Consider the following 17,643-nt stretch of genomic DNA (forward strand, 5'->3'; position numbering starts at 1 on the left):
ATGACCGGAACCGATGAAGTTCTTGATCCGCAGATGCCGTCCGAGCAGCCGGATCCGCGTGATATCGCCCGTGCGGTGGCCATGGATGTGGCCGACGCCCCCGAGCAGGTGGGCGAGGTGGTCGATGCCATCGAGCTTGGCGACAATGTGACGGATTTCCGCCTGGCTGCGGATGTGCGCGGGTATGAGGGCTGGCAGTGGTCGGTGACGCTGTACCACGACACCGAAGTGGGGACGTGGACGGCGAACGAATCGTCGCTGGTGCCCACGGATGATGCGTTGATGCCGCCCGCATGGGTTCCGTGGAAGGATCGTTTGGAGCCGACTGATCTGGCTCCGACCGATTCCATCGGTACCGATCCGGATGATCCTAGGCTTGAAGGCGGGTTCCGTAAGACCGAGCCCGTGCAGGCGGCTGCTGCGGCATCGGCCTCCGCCAGGGGTGATGTGTCAACGAATGTTGACGAAGTGGCAACCGGTGCGGAATCGGGAAACGTCGATGGTCCTTCAGATGTCAACGCGTCAACAGATGTTGACAACGCAACGAATGTTGACGGTGCAACGGATGTTGACACGCGAGCGGATGTTGGCGAGCCAACGAATGTTGACAAGGTGATGGATGACGACAAGTCAACAAACGTTGACAACGCTGCGAGGGCTATTGCAGCCGCTGAAGCCATCGAGGCCGATAAGGCGGTCGAAACCGATGACATCGTCGAGGAATTCGCGCTGTCCCGCCGCCATGTGCTGTCCCCGCAGGGCCGCGCCCAGGTGGCGAAGCGTTGGTATGAGGGCCCGCGCGGACCGAAGGCGCTGTCCACCAAAACCGCGGACGGCAACCTGTGCTCCACCTGCGGGTTCTTCGTGCCGTTGAAGGGTGAACTGAACCTCATGTTCGGCGTGTGCGCGAACAAGTGGAGCCCGGATGATGGCCGCGTGGTGTCGGTCGATCACGGGTGCGGCGAGCATTCCGAGATCGAGCCGCCGGAGCCGAGCCATCTGTGGGTGCAGTCGAAGCCCGGATACGACGATCTGCATATCGACGTGATCGCCCAGAAGCCGCGCGACGAGCATGGTGCGGTCGAGGCCATCGAGCGGCTTGATGACGATCAGGATGATGAGGCCACCGAAGGGACATTCTCGCCAACACCGAGCCGGATGGCGGCGACGATGAGGCGAATGAGAATCAGCCTTCCGGCGTGGATGCCTCCGCTGAGCTTGAGGCTGTGGTCGATATTGCCGCTTCCGGTGATGGCGAAGCCGATGATGAGTCTGTTGACGGCGCTGTTGACGGCGCTGTTGAGGTGTCTGATGACAAGCCTGTCGACAAAGCCGCCGAGCCGGGATCTGAGTCTGAATCGAAGCAGGATCAGGGAGACTCTTCCGAAGCATGACGTTCGCTGCTGTGTAATGTCATAGTTGTGTAACGCATGGCAACGCGTAAGCCGCGCTGCTGTCAACATTCGTTGACGCCAGCGCGGCTTTTACTTATGTGTGCTGGCGTGGGGTGGTCTATGTGCAGGGGCGTACCGTCCGGCGTTCGGCGTGGCATGCCGATGGGGGCTGGAAAAAGGGGGTATGGTTACCGAGTCTGAAAACGTTTTCGTGCTGATGACAACGAATGCTAAAAAAGTAGTCATCTGGAACCCGAGCGTCAAGGATAGCGCTAGAAATTAGGCAAAGAAAATCATATAGTCTAACAACTCTGCTTGTCGACATATGTTAGACAAACACTGAAACCGTGTCTGATAATGGTTAAGAAACGGCGGAATTGCAACGAAATGCGTACTTCTATGGCATGTGCTCAATGTGTGATGAAACGCGGCGTTCAATCAGGCGAAACAGCGATGAAAATTTTACGAGCATCGGTTTGCGCAATGCAAACGAACGCTATAATCTCGTATCTAGGTTTGTGAATAGCTGAATCCAGCGTTCCCCAATGACCGGGAAAATTCACCGACGAAGGGGTAGGAACGGGGACGATGACATTCACTACATAGAGCTATTTGAGGAGCATGAAACGCTGATGCATCAGGTGGAACGGCTGAAGCACGTAGCGCTGAGGCAAGGGGTAAAACCGGCCCGCGCGCTCACCGCAACCCTCGTCGCCGTCGGCATGATGGTGACAGGTTCCGTCGTCCTCGGCTCCTCCACCGCCAACGCCGACGATGGTCACAATAACGGTGCGATCTGCACGTCTACTACAGAGCCATTAGGCGATCAGACTTCCGGTAGCGGTAACGATGAGGGTATTGCTACTTTCGTTGGCGGCGACATGTATGTAGGTGGCAAGAAGTCGGGCATTACTTCTGCTAAAAACAACAATGCTCCTGAAGGTTCTTACGCCGTTGAGGCCGAAGGCTTGACCGCTGTGAACGGAAAGCTTCTGCTCCATCCAATGAAGCAGGCTTGGAATATTTGGAATAAAGACGGTTCGTTCAATCGTTCGCGTGGTTTCCGTTGGGGTATCGTCGGCTTTGGCTCGCAGTTCCGCCCAAAGGACGGTTCAACGGTGCTTTCGGTCGGTGGCAATAGCACCAATTCCGAGCTGAATTGGTTCGGTGGAGCCCAAGGCTGGACCGATAACGCTAATCAGGGTTCCAGCTGGCTCGGAACTGGAGCGGGAAATAGCGCTACCGGCGAGACGAATGATCATAACTTCAACGCGAACATTGCGGGCAATCAAACCACAGTGCAAAGCCGTAACAATTGGAAGAACGGCGAACAGTATTCCGTATATGCCATGGGCGGCAAGGGCAAAGTCAACTGGAATGGCAGCAAAACCGTTATTTCCGGAGTGAAGAATCCTTCGACGGGTTCGGATTACACGTATTCCGACTATAAGAATTATGTGGCTACGCTGTCCGGCAAGCTCGCGAAGATTTCTTCCAGCAACACTGTTACGAAAGGCAATGAGGATAATTACACAGGTTCTCGTTACTCGTACGGCTACAACACCTACGAATACAATGTCTATCGGTTCGATATTCAGAACAATTCCCGGCAGACGGAAATCACGCTGACTGGCAACGGCAAAGACGAGTTGCAGGTGTTCAATCTGGATGCATCAATGCTGAATAGCATTAGTGATGCCGGCGTGGTGTTCAACTTCAAGAACATTTCCGACAATGCTTCGGTTGCCGTCAATATTAATGGTAATGGCAATGATGTGAAGTTCCGCAATGGCTGGCAGTTCAAATGGAACGACGTCGATATCTCCGACGGCTACGTCATGATGAATTCGACGGGTGAAAACCGCTACAACAATACGCATGGGCAGGAATACGTCAAGCGTGCAAGCCAGCTGATGTGGAACTTCTATAACACCAACTCCCTTACCATCCTTGGCGGTAAGGGGTCGGGGCATATCAATACCGGCTGGTACGAGAACCAGAACCATGGTGATAAGCAAGACTGGTACAACGTCTACGTAACCGATGATCCGTCTGCCGCATGGATGGGTTCCGTTATGGTAACGGGCAACGATTCCGGTGCTGCGGGTAACTTCCAGTCGCATGTCTCCACCAACGGTCGTGTGTGGACTACCGGCGATTTCGAAATGTACAACAAGGATGTTGTTACCACAGGCAACGGTAATTTTGTCAACTCCGAAGGTAAATATTCCACCTCTGCAGTGGATATGGACCAGGAACGGCATAACCTGTCTTGGTACGGGCAGATGACCACCTCATGCTCCACGATCCAGTGGTCCAAGGTTGATGCTGATGGCAATGCATTGGGTGGCACCACGTGGTTGGTGTACGGCACGAAGAACGACGCTGTTGCCGCATCGGCTACTCCGCTTACCACCATCACCGACAACGGTTGGAATGATGGCGATGATGCGGATGGTCAGTTCTCGCTTGCCGGTCTTGCTCCCAACGCCACCTATTATCTTCGTGAGTTGGCAGCCGCTTCGCACTATACCAAGAACACGAACATTTATCGCATTGATACTGCAGAGGGTGGGACTAGTTCGACTACCATCAGCAAGGTATACGATACGGACGGCGTCGAGATTACAGTTGATAACAAGAAACTGCTGAACAACCAGGGTGCCATTATCAACGAAACCGCCGGTGCGGAGCTTGCTTGGTCGAAGGTCGACGGTACTGACAATGACGGTGCTCTTGCCGGTTCCGAATGGCAGTTGACTCGCACGGATACTGATCCTCCGCAGCAGTCTTGGACCATCACCGACAACACGACTACGCCTACCAGCGTTGCTCTGTCTGACGCTTCCGGCAATTCCATAGGTGATCTCACTTTGGATAAGAGCGGAGACACCGCTCAGGTTACCGTGACTGTCGCTCCGAGCGATGCCAGCCAGGAAGTGAAGTGGACTGGTACCCAAGGCTATGAGCAGGTGGCTCGTATTTCGTCCGACGAAGGATCGGGCACGTTCAACATCATTGCGGTTGGCAAGGGCAGCACGTCGTTCGCCGTCTGCTCCGCGTCGGATAGCTCGGTGTGCGCCACGTTGAACGTTAAGGTTAGTAGCGATTCCGTCATATCGCTGACGCTGTACAAGGCTGGCGATACAAGCAAGACCAGTATGGTCAATCAGAATGTGTCGCTTAAGTACAACGGAACGCTGCAACTGGCTGCGGAGGTGCAGCCCATAAACACCGTTAAAACGTGGGAAAGCTCTAACCCCAATGTGGCTACCGTTAGTAATGACGGTCTTGTCACTGCGGTGAGCGCAGGCAACACCGATATCACGGTGAAGGCGGGCAACCTGTCGAGGACCGTACATATCACAGTGAAGCCGAAGTCCACCGTCGTGTACTACTACCGTACAGACGGTACTCCGCAAATCCACTATGCGGTCGGTGATGTCTGGAATACGCTGAACGTAAATGACGATCCCGCAATGGCTTCCGTTAGTGGATGCAACAACTGGTATTCATACGAGATTGCAAATCCGGATGGTAAGGAAGTCAAGGTCACTTTCCATGTTGGCAATAACTGGGACAACAATGGTGGTTCGAAGAATAGCTACGCCTCGGACGGCTATGTTGAAGCGATGACAGTGAAGAACGGAACTCGTAAGCTGTCGGTTCCCGACGTTTACGATTGCAACGTCACCACGGCTGCAGCCCGCAATATCAGCGCTCACGTGTACAGCGCGGTGCTGAAAAGCGGTATTGCCGTAGACGACGTTGCCGCAAACATGGTCAAGCCGATTGCCGAGAGTGCGTCCGCTGCAGGCACGCTTCCCGATCTGGATCCCGGTGTCGGTAAATTCCGCGTCAGCCTGAGTAACGGCACGTACACGTTGAAGGAGACCAAGGCTCCTGCCGGATACGAGCTTTCCACCAAGGAATACACGATCGTGGTTCGTGACGGTCAGATCGTAACGAACGAATCGATCCTTCCGACCGGCAATAAGATTCCCAACAACCGCAAGTCCGGCACTGTTGTATGGAATAAGAAAGATACCGGTGATGACGGTTCATCTGGAACCGGCGACGACTCGCTGCTTGGAGATACCAAGTGGACGTTGACCCAGACTCGTGCTTGGAATGCTGAAAAGGCTTCCATGGTTGAAGTATCTGGTGACAACTATGTGCACACGTTGATTGATAACGGTGGCGAAGGTGTGTATGCCGACAAGGATTCCGCTGCAGGCCAATTCAAGTTCGTGGGACTGCCGTGGGGCGTGTACACGTTGAAGGAACAGCCGCGTGATGGTTTCGCTACCAACGACACGACGTATACGTTCACGATTGACGCGAATTCGGTCGATGGTGAGATTCACCTTACGGTCGTAGGTGGCTCCGGCGCGACTGCGGAAACCGTGTACAACATACGTAAGACTGGTTCCGTGACTTGGTTGAAGGTCTCGAAAGGTACGAGTAGGCTGCTTTCCGGATCGCAGTGGACGTTGAAGCGCGTGCGCATGTGGAACGGAACAAGTTTTGTTTCCATGAGCTCCGCTGAAGCCTGGAACATCACGGACTGCGTTGACGCTACGTGCACTCCAACTAGCACTGGCGATCCCTACGATACTGACAACGCGGCAGGCAAGTTCGCATTGAGCGGCCTGAAGTGGGGTGAGTACGAACTCGTGGAAACCGTGGCACCTGACGGATTCAACCTGGACACCACGGTGCATAAGTTCACCATCGGTCCGAACGATTCGTCGGTTACGCTTAGCGTCGCTCTTGGTGATATTGAGAATGTGCCCGGTGTCGTCCTGCCTAGCACGGGCGGCGAAGGGGTGAACAAGATGTACACTGCGGGATTCCTCGCAGTGGCGATTGCCGTGGCCGGTCTGGCCTTGAGCCTCAGGAGGCGGCAATCATGATTATCGACTCTGTGAGAGGGGAGGGCGGCCCGTAGCTGTTCTATGACGCCCTCTCCTAAAAGGCTGAAAACTTAATATCAGAGAAGATATAACCCAATAAAGTAAAGGAAGAAGAATGAATAAGGTACTCAAAGGCCTTGTTGCCGTGACTGCATCCGCAGCCATGGCTGTCGCAGGCCTCGCCGGCGTGGCTAGTTCCGCAATGGCAGCCGACAACAACGTGACGGTTACCGTTCCGACTACCACGAACCTGAAGGACCATACGTATACCGCATACCAGATCCTCACTGGTAGCCAGGCTGAATCTGGTGGGGCCCTTGGCTCCACCAGCTGGGGCACTGGCATCGATTCCGCTAAGTTCCTTGCTGCGTTGCAGGCCGATAAGACCATTGGCAGCTATTTCAGCACGGTGACCACTTCTGACCAGTTCGTGAAGGCACTCGGCAACACGGACAACTTCGCGTCCAATGGCGCGAACACCAACATTGTCGCCAAGATCGCTTTGGCGAACAAGACGGGTGACGGTACCGCTCTGACGAATGGTGCTAATACTCTTGCCACCGGCTACTACCTGATTGTCGATTCCACCACTGAAGGTAACCAGACTGTCTACAACCCGGCAGTGCTCGCCATCACCAGCGATATCACGATTCAGGACAAGACCTCGGTCCCAACCCTCGAAAAGAAGGTCAAGGAGAACTCCAGCAAGTTCAACACTGATGGCGGTTACGGCGCAGGTTACAATGACGTTGCTGACTACAACATCGGTGATACGGTTCCGTTCCACCTGATCGGTTCTGTGCCGGACATGAGCCAGTACACGACCTACGTGTACAAGTTCACCGATACTCTGGGCAAGGGCTTCGACGATCCGGCGGATGTGAAGGTTTACCTCTCCAACGATAAGGTTGTCGACAGCGAAGATACTGTCGTTACGGATGATTTCACCGTCTCCCAGGCGAATGCTAGCGAGGATGGCACTACTAAGACCTTCACGGTTTCCACCAATGACCTGAAGTCTGTTAATAGCGGTATCATCGCCAAGGGCCAGTACATCATCGTGAATTACACCGCGAAGCTGAACGCCTCTGCTGAGATCGGCCTTCCTGGCAACCTGAACACCGCAAAGCTCACCTACTCCAACAATCCTGATCAGTCCGGCCAGGGCGAGAATCAGCCCACCGGCAACACCCCGGAAGACAAGGTCATCGTCTTCACCTACAAGCTCAATACCACCAAGGTTGACTCTGATAATGCTGCGACCAAGCTTCAGGGTGCTGAATTCAAGCTGAGGAATGCAAATAACCAGTACGCAGTGGTCGATGCGGATAACACGGTCACTTCTTGGTCTGCTACTGAAGAAGGCGGCTCCACGCTGACCTCTGACGCTAACGGTCTGTTCTCCGTCACCGGTCTGGACGATGGCACCTACTATCTGAAGGAAACCAAGGCTCCTGCAGGCTACAACCTGCCGGCAAGCGACTTCGAAGTCAAGATCACTGCAACCACTGCCAATGGTCAGGATTGGGCTGGAGATGCAGCGGCTGCTCTGACCAAGATTGATGTCACCGTGGGTGGCACCGCCGGTACGGGTGACGCGCAGGCTGGTACTGCTGACATCACCATCAAGAACACTAAGGGCTCCTTGCTGCCGTCCACCGGTGGTATGGGCACCACCGTGCTGTACGCTGCTGGCGCTGCCATCGTCCTGGTGGCTGCCTTCGGCATCGCCTTCGCGGTCCGTCGTCGCAACGCTCGCTGAGCGTAACGGCTTCATCGAATCGGCTCACGCCGGTTTGATGGCACCGGGTTCCGGTGCCGGCCATAGTCGGGCATGATGCCGCGTCTCCCAGAGTTCGCGGCATCACCCCGGCCGGACGAAACAGCACAACTCAATACGCAACTGGCCCGGATCCGACCTCATCGCCGGATCCGGCCGCCATTGCCCAAACAACCGATCGGTCATCCGATCACACATCCAAAAACGCCGTCCTTACGTTACGAATGATCGTCAACCACGAGCCGCGCGCGTCATGCACGCGCATCGTGTTTGACGGCTGTCCGCATCCTAAGGAACCCTGATAGGGGCCCGAGGGGAACCCGATTAAGGAACCACGAGAACACAAGAACTTCCGACGAAGGTGACACACATGACAAGCCAGAATGAGAGGGCCGAGATGAAAAACAGAACGGCAACGCACCGCATCATCACGGCGCTGTGCTGCGCGGTCGCGCTCGTGCTCACGACCATCGGCTTGAGCGCACCAGCAGCCATGGCGGCCGACTCCACAACGGACGCCAGTGCCGCAGCCAACACGAACGGCAGCATCACCGTAACCTACGAGTATCAGGACGCCGCACTCAACCTCGCCACCATCAACCTCTACTACCTGGCTGACTGGTCCGCCAAAGGCGGCTACACTCCCGCAGGCGACTTCGCCGGTCACGGCAAATACCCGGTCGACTGGGATATCCTCAACGCCGACCAGAAGACCCTGCGCGACTTCGCCAACACCATGGCCGGGTACATCGCAGTGAACAAGCCCGCCGCGGAAAGCACCCTCAAAACCGATAGCGCCGGTGTTGCCACCTTCAACCAGCTGAAGGATGGCCTCTACCTTGCGGTCGTCGCCCCCTACGAGGACAACGTGCTCACCTGCCAGACCGCCGCCATGCTCATCGCCCTGCCGAACGTCCACAAGAACGCCGACGAACAGCGCACCCTCGGCATCGAACCGAAAGCGGATTGCGCGGTCCCGCCCACCACCACCACCAGCGTAAACAAGGTGTGGAAGGACAAGAACTCCGCCAAGCGCCCCGAAAACGTGACGATGAACTTGCTGCAAGACGGCAAGATCTACGATTCCATCATGCTCAACAACGCCAACGACTGGAAATACACGTGGAAGGGCTTGCAAGCCAAGCACGAGTACACCGTGGTCGAAGCGAACGTGCCGGGCAACTACACCGCGCTCGTCGACCGTGAAAACAACGATTACACGGTAACCAACACCGCCAAGCCCGAATTTGCGAAAACCGGTGCGAGCGTTGCCATCATCGCCGTGATCGTAGTCGTGCTGGCCGTCGCCGGCATCGCAATCGCCGTCGTGGTACGCAAGAAGAACACCACGGAAAACGCCGCGGCACAAACCTCCCCGGACGATAGCGAGTGATGTTCGGTTCGAGCGAGAAACATACCGGCAAACGCCGGAAAGAACGCCAGATAACGGATAGCGACGCCGAAAGCGTCGCATCCGAAAGCGCCGCGACCTCTGAAACCGACGCAGCGACCCCGGAAACCGACGCGCAGCAATCGGAAACGATGAGCCGTGTTGACCGCCGCAAAAAACGCAAAAAAGACAATCTCGGCCTGAACCTCATCATCGGGTTCCTGGTCGTGGTGCTGATCGGCGGCCTCGGCCTCATCGCCTACCCGTCCGTGGCCGACTGGTGGAACCGAATGCACCAGTCATACGCCGTCGCCGGGTACGTGGCCAAATCCAAAGACATGTCCAAAGCCGAGAAGAAGAAACTCCTCGACGCCGCGCACGCCTACAACCTCAAACTCGCCGCCAACAGCGACCGCTGGCACATGAACGCCATACAACAAGAGCAGTACAAGAACACGCTTGACATCACCGGCACCGGCATCATGGGCTACGTGACCATTCCCCGCATCAAAGTGAAACTGCCGATCTACCACGGCACCGATGAAGGTGTGCTGCAGGTCGCCACCGGGCATTTGGCGGGCACCTCACTGCCGGTCGGCGGGCCGACCACGCACGCGGTGATCTCCGGCCATACCGGCCTGCCGTCCGCGCGACTATTCACCGGATTGGACGAGCTGAAAAAGGGCGACACCTTCGCGTTCCACGTGCTCGACGACACCTACACGTACCAGGTCGATCAGATCAAAGTAGTGCTGCCGGATGACCTGAGCGCATTGAACATCAGCACCTCAATGGACTTCGCCACGCTCATAACCTGCACGCCCTACGGTGTGAACTCGCATCGACTGCTGGTGCGCGGGCATCGCATCCCGAACCCGACCACGCCGGACAACACGCAATACGATGATCCGACCAGCATGGTGTTCACCACGATCAACGTAGCGCTGCTGGTTGTCGCCATACTGGTGGCGCTCGTAACAGTGCTCGTGCACGTGCGTACCGCCCGCGAATCGACCGGCGCGCACAACTCCGGACGCGCCTACCGCAAGCGAAAGACCAAACATCGCAGCAAACACTAACACATGACAATAGCCGTGATTGGAATGACGAAAATGGTCATTCCAATCACGATTATTGCTATCTGGCCGTAACGGGCGCCATTGCAATCATGGTTCTGTGGTCGATGCCGCCGGCCGTAGAGAACTACAACAAACTAGTTTGCAACGGCGTGATATGAACTGCACCCCAATAGTTGGACCGTGATAATACAGGTTCGATAATGGAAGGGTGCGATTGGTTTGTGTAAACATGATGGGCGGCAGCGTTATGATACGGCGTGCAGGCGTAGGGCGGTGGAACTTATTCATCAGGGGTATGGTCAGCATCGGTTGGCGCGTGAACTGGACATGCCCGTCCAAACGGCCGAGGAATGGATCATGCTGGTCCGCTCGGCTGGCGTGGAGGCGGTGATGGGGACGAGTGGAAAGAAGATGTATCCTTACGAGATCAAGCTCGCCGCCGTGCGTGATGTCATTGACCAGGGGATGAGCTTGCCCCAGGTCATGGCCAAGTATGGTATCGCGAGCAGATCACCGGTGACCCATTGGTGCAGTAAGTACCGTGCTGGAGGCGCTGAGGCACTACGTGCGAAACCGCAGGGACGCCCGAAGGGATCGGGCAACAAACCACCACTGCGGTCTTCACCGGAGCAAGCTCTTCGTGATCAGGTCAGCTATTTGCAGGCGAAGGTTGCTTATCTGGAAAAACTCCATGCCCTGCAGGCCGAAGACAGGTCACGAACCGGGAGAAAACCCTGGTAGTGGCTATGCTTGCAGGGCGGTACCGGCTGACCGATTTGTTGAAGATTACCGGGTTGGCGAGATCCACCTACTTTTATGAGAAAAAACATCCTGAACAGGTCACCAGACCGGATCTCGAGCCGTTGATCGACATGGTCTGGCATCGGTGTCCGAACGGGTGCGGGCACCGGCAGATCCGCATGAGCCTCCTCCACGAGTTCGGTGTGCGGGTGTCGGCTAAGAGCGTCTTGAAGGTCATGCACCGCATGGGCTTGCGCTGCCAGATCCGTGCCAGAAACCCGTGGAAGCATTACAGCTCGTACCGGGGTGATAGTGGCGGGTATGTGCGGAACCTGTTGAAACGCGACTTCACGGCCGGCAAGCCCTTTGAGAAGCTGGGTACGGACGTCACGGAGTTTCGGGTCGCCGCCACGAAGGCGTATCTTGCCCCCGTCTACGACATGGCGAGCAAGGAGATCATCGCGTGGGATGTATCCCAGCATCCTGATCTCGCCCAGCAGCACCGCTTGCTCACCATGCTCGAGGCCCGCCTGCCAGAAGATGCGCATCCGATCTTGCATTCGGATAGGGGTTGGCAGTACCAGCACCGCTGGTGGCGGCAACGACTCAAGGAACTTGGCATCCGCCAGTCAATGAGCCGCAAGGGCAACTGCCTGGACAACGCCGCCACCGAACAGGTGTTCGGCCATCTCAAGGACGAGTTCTACACAGGCCGCAGGTTCGCCTCGTTCGAGCAGTTCAAACAGGAGCTTAACAGCTACATCGTGTACTGGAACACCCAGCGTCGCCAGGAACAGCTCAACGGCCGAGCCCCGATCGAATTCCGGGAAATGACCCTCACCGCCTGACCCGTGTATCCTCATAAACAAGTCCAACTATTGGGGTGCAGTTCACCTCAGCGTGTATGCGGGGCGGGGCGAGTTCCCACCCCACGATGACACCACGTACCCGTCTCAGTGCACCACGGTGATCGGGCACTCGGCGAAATTAATGATTTGACGGCTCACCGACCCCAGGCAATGCGCATCCATGCCGGTCAGGCCGCGCGACCCGTCCACCACCAACCGTCTCGAGGGCGGCGTCAACGCCGACATCAAGCGCGTCCTCGACACCCACCGCGGCCTGACGGAGGAACCCATGAAACGCTGCGAACGGGTCTTGTACATGAAGACGCACAACCCCGACCCCGCGTCGTTCATCACCGCCGCACACGAGGAAACCACCGAGCCGCCCACCACGAGCACCGGCCTGCCCGCCGGCAGCACACAAGAGGCCGCACCCGGCATTGACGCCCACGAATCAGGATTCGACATCAGGAAAGGCTGGGCAGGCAAGACCCGATGACGCCACCTCGACACGCCGGAATAAAACACACATTATGTCATTTAACCTAAACTGAGGCTGGTGTCAGACAACAGTGTCCAGCGCCATAACATCATCAGAACCGCGGCACTCCATCGAGGCGATGCCCGATTCCGTCGAGTCGAGGAGGATCAATGAGTACTGGTCGATGGTCGACTGCACTCTCAACCGATGCCGCACAATCACGGCATCACCATAGCGCGTCACATGATGTGATGCGGGTCATTCTGGCCGGTGTCACGGCATTCGCCATGCTGTTCGCCAGCTTCTCCATTGTCGGTACGCAGACGGCGCTCGCCGCCGGAACCGGCCGTGACAGCTATACCGATACGCTGGGCAATGCGGATTTCGAAGCCGCCCGCGCGAAGTATGGCCTGACCAAGGATATGAAGAACGGCGCAATCCTCCACGCGTGGATGTGGTCGTTCAACACTATCAAGAACAACATGAAGGCGATCGCCGAGGCGGGCTACACGTCGGTTCAGACCGAGCCGATGAGCGCCGTCAAGACGAACCCGGCCAACGGCAAGAAATTCACCGAAAACTGGTATTACGTCTACCAGCCGACGGACACGACCATCGGCAACTTCGTAGTGGGTTCCGAACAAGACCTCAAGGATATGTGCGCCGAAGCCCACAAGTACGGCGTGCGTATCATCGTTGACGTGGTCGCCAACCACTTCACGTCCGACTGGAACGCAATTGGCAGCGACTGGAAGGACACCAGCCTGTTCCACTCGCGTACCAACTGCCCGGGCAACGCCGGCGACCAGATCAACTACAGCAACCGCTGGCAGGTGACGCATTGCCATCTGCTCGGCTTGTGGGATATCAACACCGAGAATCAGACCGCCGCCAACAAGATGAAGGGCTTCCTCGTCGAGGCGGTCAATGACGGTGTCGATGGTTTCCGCTTCGATGCCGCCAAGCACGTCGAGCTTCCTGACGAGTTTTCGCAGCATTCCGTGTACTGGGAGACCATTTTGAAGAACGGCGCACAGTACCAGTACGGTGAGGTGCTTCAGGGCGACAGTAGCCTGAGCTATACGGGCTACACCAACATGTTCACCCAGTATTCCTCCGATGGCGGCGGCGCCACGGCTTCTGACTACGGCAAGACCGTGCGTGCGGCCATCAAGAGCAGCAGCCTGAACGCCAGCAACCTGTCGAGCCTGCGTAACGGCGGTGCGAAGGATGATCAGCTGGTCACCTGGGTTGAATCACACGATAACTACGCGAACGGCGACAAGGAATCCACCGGTCTGACCGATTACCAGCTGCGTATGGGCTGGGCCATCGTCGGTTCCCGTGCCGGCGGCGCCCCGCTGTACTTCAACCGCCCGGTCGGATCCGGCGGCAACAACGCGCAGTTCGCCGAGCAGTCTCAGCTGGGCGATGCCGGTGACAACATGTGGAAGGACAAGGCCGTGGTCGCGGTCAACTACTTCCGCAACAAGATGAACGGCAACAGCGAGTACCTGCGCAACTGCCAGAGCCAGAACTCCTGCCTCATGGTCGAGCGCTACGCCAAGGACGGCAAGGCCGATGACGATGGCGTGGTCATCGCCAACATGGGCGGCGACGTCAACCTCGCCGGTTCGGACACCACCCTTGACGACGGCACCTACACCGACCAGGTCAACGGCGGCACTATCGCCGTCTCCGGCGGCAAGATCACTGCCGGCACCGCCAAGGGCGGCGCAGTGAGCGCCTTCTACGACACCAACGCCGAGGTCGGCACGGTCGAGACCGTCACCGCGAGCCCTGAGAGCAAGTCCTTCTCCACCGACACGATGACCGTGACCCTGCACACCCGCAACGCGTCCGGCGCCACCTACACCACTTCCGAAGGCAAGTCCGGCTCCTTCAAGGACGGCGACACCATCGAAGTCGGCGGCAGCAGCAAGATCGGCGATTCCATCACCGTGACAGTGAAAGCCAAGGGCAGCACCACAGGCAAGGAACTGACGAATGCTTACACGTATTCGAAGATCGCCACCCCGGTGCAGAACCTCGCCAGCTACTATTCGACCAACAAGGCCGGGTATGGCGCGAAGAAGACCATCACCGTCGACGGTGATCTTTCTGACTGGGACAGCTCGATGATCGTCGCGCAGGGCACCGCCAACGACGACCCGCGCGTGTATCGGCCGAACTCGATGTATGAGGTCCCGATTGATCTGTACACCCTGTATGCCGCGTATGACGACAACAATGTGTATCTCATGTGGGAAATGACGAACGTCCAGGACGTGGTCGCGCCGAACGACAACTATCCGCTGTCGCAGGGCACGCTCTACGAAACCATGAACGTCCCGTTCTTCATCGCCTTCAGCACCGGTCAGTCTGATACCATCGGCAAAAGCGCCCAACTCACCACCGGCGGCACGCTGTGGAACTCCGGCTTGACTTGGCAGGAGAAGCTCAACCGTATCGTTGCCATTTCCACCAACGGTGCCAATGGTCCGTTTGTGTACAGCGGCGACAGCACCGGTTTGAACGCCAACGCAATCTACGGCCCGAAGGCTGATGCGAAGACGAACACCCAGGCTTCCGGCATCAAGATGAAGTGGGGCAAGGGTATTCTCAGCAAGAACGTCTACGGCATTGACGGCGCCTACGGCACCAACAACGGCCGTGTCGTCGGCGATATGACCAATGAGAACGCCAAGTGGGTCGACTTCAACACCAAGGGCCACAACTCCAGCACCATGGACTTCCACTATGAGATGTCCATCCCGCTGAGCGAGCTCGGTACTGACGCTGTGTCCGTTGCCAAGAGCGGTCTCGGTGTGCAGGTCGTGGCGACCATGGGCAAGTCCGGCATGGATTCCCTGCCGTATGACCTCACCGAGAACGACAACGCTGACCAGGATGATTCCGCCGGCTCGCAAGAGAACAACAGCTTCGAGAAGTCCGATGAAGACAACTTCACTGTTCCGTTCGCTCGCATCGGTGCCAAGGATTCTGGTTCCACTGGTGGTGGCTCGACCACGGTTCCGGTGTCGTCGGTTGCTATCTCCGGTTCTGGTGTGTCGGATGGTGCGCTGTCGCTGGCCAAGGGCAAGTCGGTGCAGCTTTCCGCGTCGGTGAGCCCGTCGAACGCGACGAGCAAGACGGTGACGTGGAGCTCGTCTGACGCGTCGGTCGCTTCGGTGACGGGTACGGGCAATGTGACGGCCGTGAAGGCCGGCACGGCCAAGATCACCGCGACTGCGGGCGGCAAGAGCGCCAGCATCACAGTGACGGTCACTGATTCCGGTTCCCAGGGCGGTGGCTCTCAGGGTGGTGGCACGACCACATCCTCGAACTACCTGTACGTCAAGAAGCCTGCCGGCTGGAAGAGCGTGTACGCTTACATCTACAGCGGTGAAGGCTCCTCTGCCACAAGCCATGCGAAGTGGCCGGGCGAGGCGATGACCGCGATGACCACGGCAGACAGCTGCGCTTCCGCTGGTACCTACCGTATCGAGGTTCCGGATCTGGGTACGGGCACGTATCGCGTGATCTTCTCTGACAACGGTAGTAACTCCAACCGCTACCCGGCTGATATGGTCCCAGGCCTTGAGCTCACTCGTGGCACGGCAGTTCAGTGGGACGGATCGTCCGCCACACTGTCCGCAGTGACTTGCAAGGCGCCTGATGTTCCGGTGTCGTCTGTTGCGGTTTCGGGTTCTGGTGTGTCGAATGGCAAGCTGTCGCTCGCCAAGGGCAAGTCGGCCCAGCTGACTGCGACCGTCAATCCGTCGAACGCGACCAATAAGACGGTGACGTGGAGTTCGTCGAACGCCGCGGTTGCCACTGTGACGGGTACGGGTTATGTGTCTGCCGTGAAGGCGGGTACGGCCACGGTCACCGCGTCTGCTGGCGGCAAGAGCGCGTCGGTCACGGTGACGGTGACGGACGTGCCGAAGCAGCCGATGACGGTGTGGTACAAGCCGGCGTCGTCGTGGAAGACCGCGAAGGTGCATTACAAGGCGAACGGCAAGTGGACGGGCTCGGCCCAGCAGATGACCCTGTACAGGGATGGCTGGTACAGGTACACGATCCCGGACACCGCCGGCGGGCAGGTGCGCATGGCGTTCACGGACGGCGGTTCCGCCTGGGACAACAACGGCGGGCAGGGCAAGGACTACCGCGTGAGCGGCTCGGTCGTGTCCGTGTCCGGGGGGAAGGTCTCGTACTCCGCCCCGTCGTTCGGCACGCCGATGACGGTGTGGTACAAGCCGGATTCCTCGTGGAAGACCGCGAAGGTCAACTACCAGGCGAACGGCAAGTGGTCCGGCGGCGCGCAGCAGATGGAGGCCTCCTGCGGCGGCTGGTACAGGTACACGATCCCGGACACCGCCGGCGGGCAGGTGCGCATGGCGTTCACGGACGGCGGTTCCGCCTGGGACAACAACGGCGGGCAGGGCAAGGACTACCGAGTGAGCGGCGGCGGCGTCGCCGTGGCCGGCGGCCAGATGATCACCGACGTCACACCAAACTGCACCATAACCAACAAATAAACTATTGAGATTATATTCCGCCTGCAGAATGCTGCTAATTGGAAAATCTCTAGTTCTTGAGGGATAAGAACGGAATTCTTTCGTTGTTATCCCTCAAGTGGTTCTGACGTCATTCACTATTTCAGCCGATAGTGCAAAATTTATTTTTAGAATTTAAAAATATTGCGTCATTGCAGTGTTACTGCATGGTAGTGCCCGGGTTCTTGCGCACTTTGGTTCTTGCCCGCCTGTGTGGGTTTTCAGTTCGCTTCCTGTATGGTGTCCTGGAGGCGGGACATGTCCAGGTAGCGGCGTGTGGACCAGTCGTTGGCGGTGACGTATCTGATTCTGGCGGTGATGAGCATCAAGGCTGATTTGCCGTCGGGGAATGCGCCCACGACACGGGTCCTTCTGCGGATCTCGCGGTTCAATCGTTCGATCATGTTGTTCGTGCGGATCCGCCGGCGGTGCTCACGAGGATAATCGTCGAGCAG

11 protein-coding genes and 1 pseudogene are annotated in these 17,643 nt (G+C 57.5%); 9 read left to right on the plus strand and 3 right to left on the minus strand.

Going from position 1 to position 17,643, the window contains the following annotated elements:
- From BMIN_RS02120 to BMIN_RS02150, 7 genes are all read left to right on the plus strand, one after another.
- Entirely contained in the window at positions 1 to 1,419 is a 1,419-nt protein-coding gene (locus tag BMIN_RS02120) for a DUF3027 domain-containing protein (RefSeq protein WP_081928445.1), read from the plus strand.
- A gap of 607 nt (positions 1,420 to 2,026) precedes the next feature.
- Positions 2,027 to 6,310: a SpaA isopeptide-forming pilin-related protein gene (locus BMIN_RS02125; protein WP_026647494.1), complete on the plus strand. Its 4,284-nt coding sequence runs from the start codon at positions 2,027 to 2,029 to the stop codon at positions 6,308 to 6,310.
- A 115-nt stretch (positions 6,311 to 6,425) separates the two neighbouring features.
- Complete coding sequence (locus BMIN_RS02130) at positions 6,426 to 8,072, plus strand: SpaH/EbpB family LPXTG-anchored major pilin (RefSeq protein ID WP_022861301.1); 1,647 nt, start codon at positions 6,426 to 6,428, stop codon at positions 8,070 to 8,072.
- A 388-nt stretch (positions 8,073 to 8,460) separates the two neighbouring features.
- Complete coding sequence (locus BMIN_RS02135) at positions 8,461 to 9,483, plus strand: Cna B-type domain-containing protein (RefSeq protein WP_022861302.1); 1,023 nt, start codon at positions 8,461 to 8,463, stop codon at positions 9,481 to 9,483.
- Complete coding sequence (locus BMIN_RS07965) at positions 9,483 to 10,559, plus strand: class C sortase (protein WP_022861303.1); 1,077 nt, start codon at positions 9,483 to 9,485, stop codon at positions 10,557 to 10,559. Before BMIN_RS02135 ends, BMIN_RS07965 begins: the two co-directional genes overlap by 1 nt.
- A gap of 273 nt (positions 10,560 to 10,832) precedes the next feature.
- On the plus strand, positions 10,833 to 11,300 hold the full coding sequence (locus BMIN_RS02145) for a helix-turn-helix domain-containing protein (RefSeq protein ID WP_202961041.1): 468 nt from the start codon (positions 10,833 to 10,835) through the stop codon (positions 11,298 to 11,300).
- Between the two features lie 5 nt (positions 11,301 to 11,305).
- Entirely contained in the window at positions 11,306 to 12,148 is an 843-nt protein-coding gene (locus BMIN_RS02150) for an IS3 family transposase (RefSeq protein WP_081648011.1), read from the plus strand.
- A gap of 105 nt (positions 12,149 to 12,253) precedes the next feature.
- Here the strand turns inward: BMIN_RS02150 and BMIN_RS08515 are convergent.
- Positions 12,254 to 12,361: pseudogene (locus BMIN_RS08515) on the minus strand (universal stress protein); the annotation flags it as partial.
- On the opposite strand from BMIN_RS08515, the gene BMIN_RS09155 reads away from it, so the two are divergent.
- On the plus strand, positions 12,330 to 12,644 hold the full coding sequence (locus BMIN_RS09155) for a hypothetical protein (protein WP_022861306.1): 315 nt from the start codon (positions 12,330 to 12,332) through the stop codon (positions 12,642 to 12,644). The pseudogene BMIN_RS08515 and the gene BMIN_RS09155 sit on opposite strands and share 32 nt — an antisense overlap.
- A gap of 63 nt (positions 12,645 to 12,707) precedes the next feature.
- Here BMIN_RS09155 and BMIN_RS08695 read toward each other — a convergent pair whose 3' ends face one another.
- Positions 12,708 to 12,848 (minus strand): hypothetical protein, encoded by a 141-nt coding sequence (locus BMIN_RS08695; RefSeq protein ID WP_022861307.1) that lies wholly within the window; start codon positions 12,846 to 12,848, stop codon positions 12,708 to 12,710.
- 29 nt (positions 12,849 to 12,877) lie between these two features.
- Here BMIN_RS08695 and BMIN_RS07970 point away from each other — a divergent pair, with 29 nt between their 5' ends.
- A complete protein-coding gene (locus tag BMIN_RS07970; protein ID WP_051913483.1) occupies positions 12,878 to 17,170 on the plus strand; it encodes an Ig-like domain-containing protein in 4,293 nt (1,430 codons plus the stop codon).
- A 239-nt stretch (positions 17,171 to 17,409) separates the two neighbouring features.
- Here BMIN_RS07970 and BMIN_RS02175 read toward each other — a convergent pair.
- Positions 17,410 to 17,643, minus strand: a 234-nt coding sequence (locus BMIN_RS02175; protein WP_034886231.1) for an IS256 family transposase, incomplete at its 5' end; no start/stop codon positions are given.

Origin of the sequence: Bifidobacterium minimum (genome assembly GCF_000741645.1) — a bacterium.
Taxonomy (GTDB): Bacteria; Actinomycetota; Actinomycetes; order Actinomycetales; family Bifidobacteriaceae; genus Bifidobacterium; species Bifidobacterium minimum.

What these genes read in the sequence shown, in the direction of transcription:
- BMIN_RS02125 (WP_026647494.1), top strand. Translation starts at nt 2,027, where the DNA reads ATGCATCAGGTGGAACGGCTGAAGCACGTAGCGCTGAGGCAAGGGGTA.
- BMIN_RS07970 (WP_051913483.1), top strand. Translation starts at nt 12,878, where the DNA reads ATGCGGGTCATTCTGGCCGGTGTCACGGCATTCGCCATGCTGTTCGCC.
- BMIN_RS07965 (WP_022861303.1), top strand. Translation starts at nt 9,483, where the DNA reads ATGTTCGGTTCGAGCGAGAAACATACCGGCAAACGCCGGAAAGAACGC.
- BMIN_RS02120 (WP_081928445.1), top strand. Translation starts at nt 1, where the DNA reads ATGACCGGAACCGATGAAGTTCTTGATCCGCAGATGCCGTCCGAGCAG.
- BMIN_RS02130 (WP_022861301.1), top strand. Translation starts at nt 6,426, where the DNA reads ATGAATAAGGTACTCAAAGGCCTTGTTGCCGTGACTGCATCCGCAGCC.
- BMIN_RS02150 (WP_081648011.1), top strand. Translation starts at nt 11,306, where the DNA reads ATGCTTGCAGGGCGGTACCGGCTGACCGATTTGTTGAAGATTACCGGG.
- BMIN_RS02135 (WP_022861302.1), top strand. Translation starts at nt 8,461, where the DNA reads ATGACAAGCCAGAATGAGAGGGCCGAGATGAAAAACAGAACGGCAACG.
- BMIN_RS09155 (WP_022861306.1), top strand. Translation starts at nt 12,330, where the DNA reads ATGCCGGTCAGGCCGCGCGACCCGTCCACCACCAACCGTCTCGAGGGC.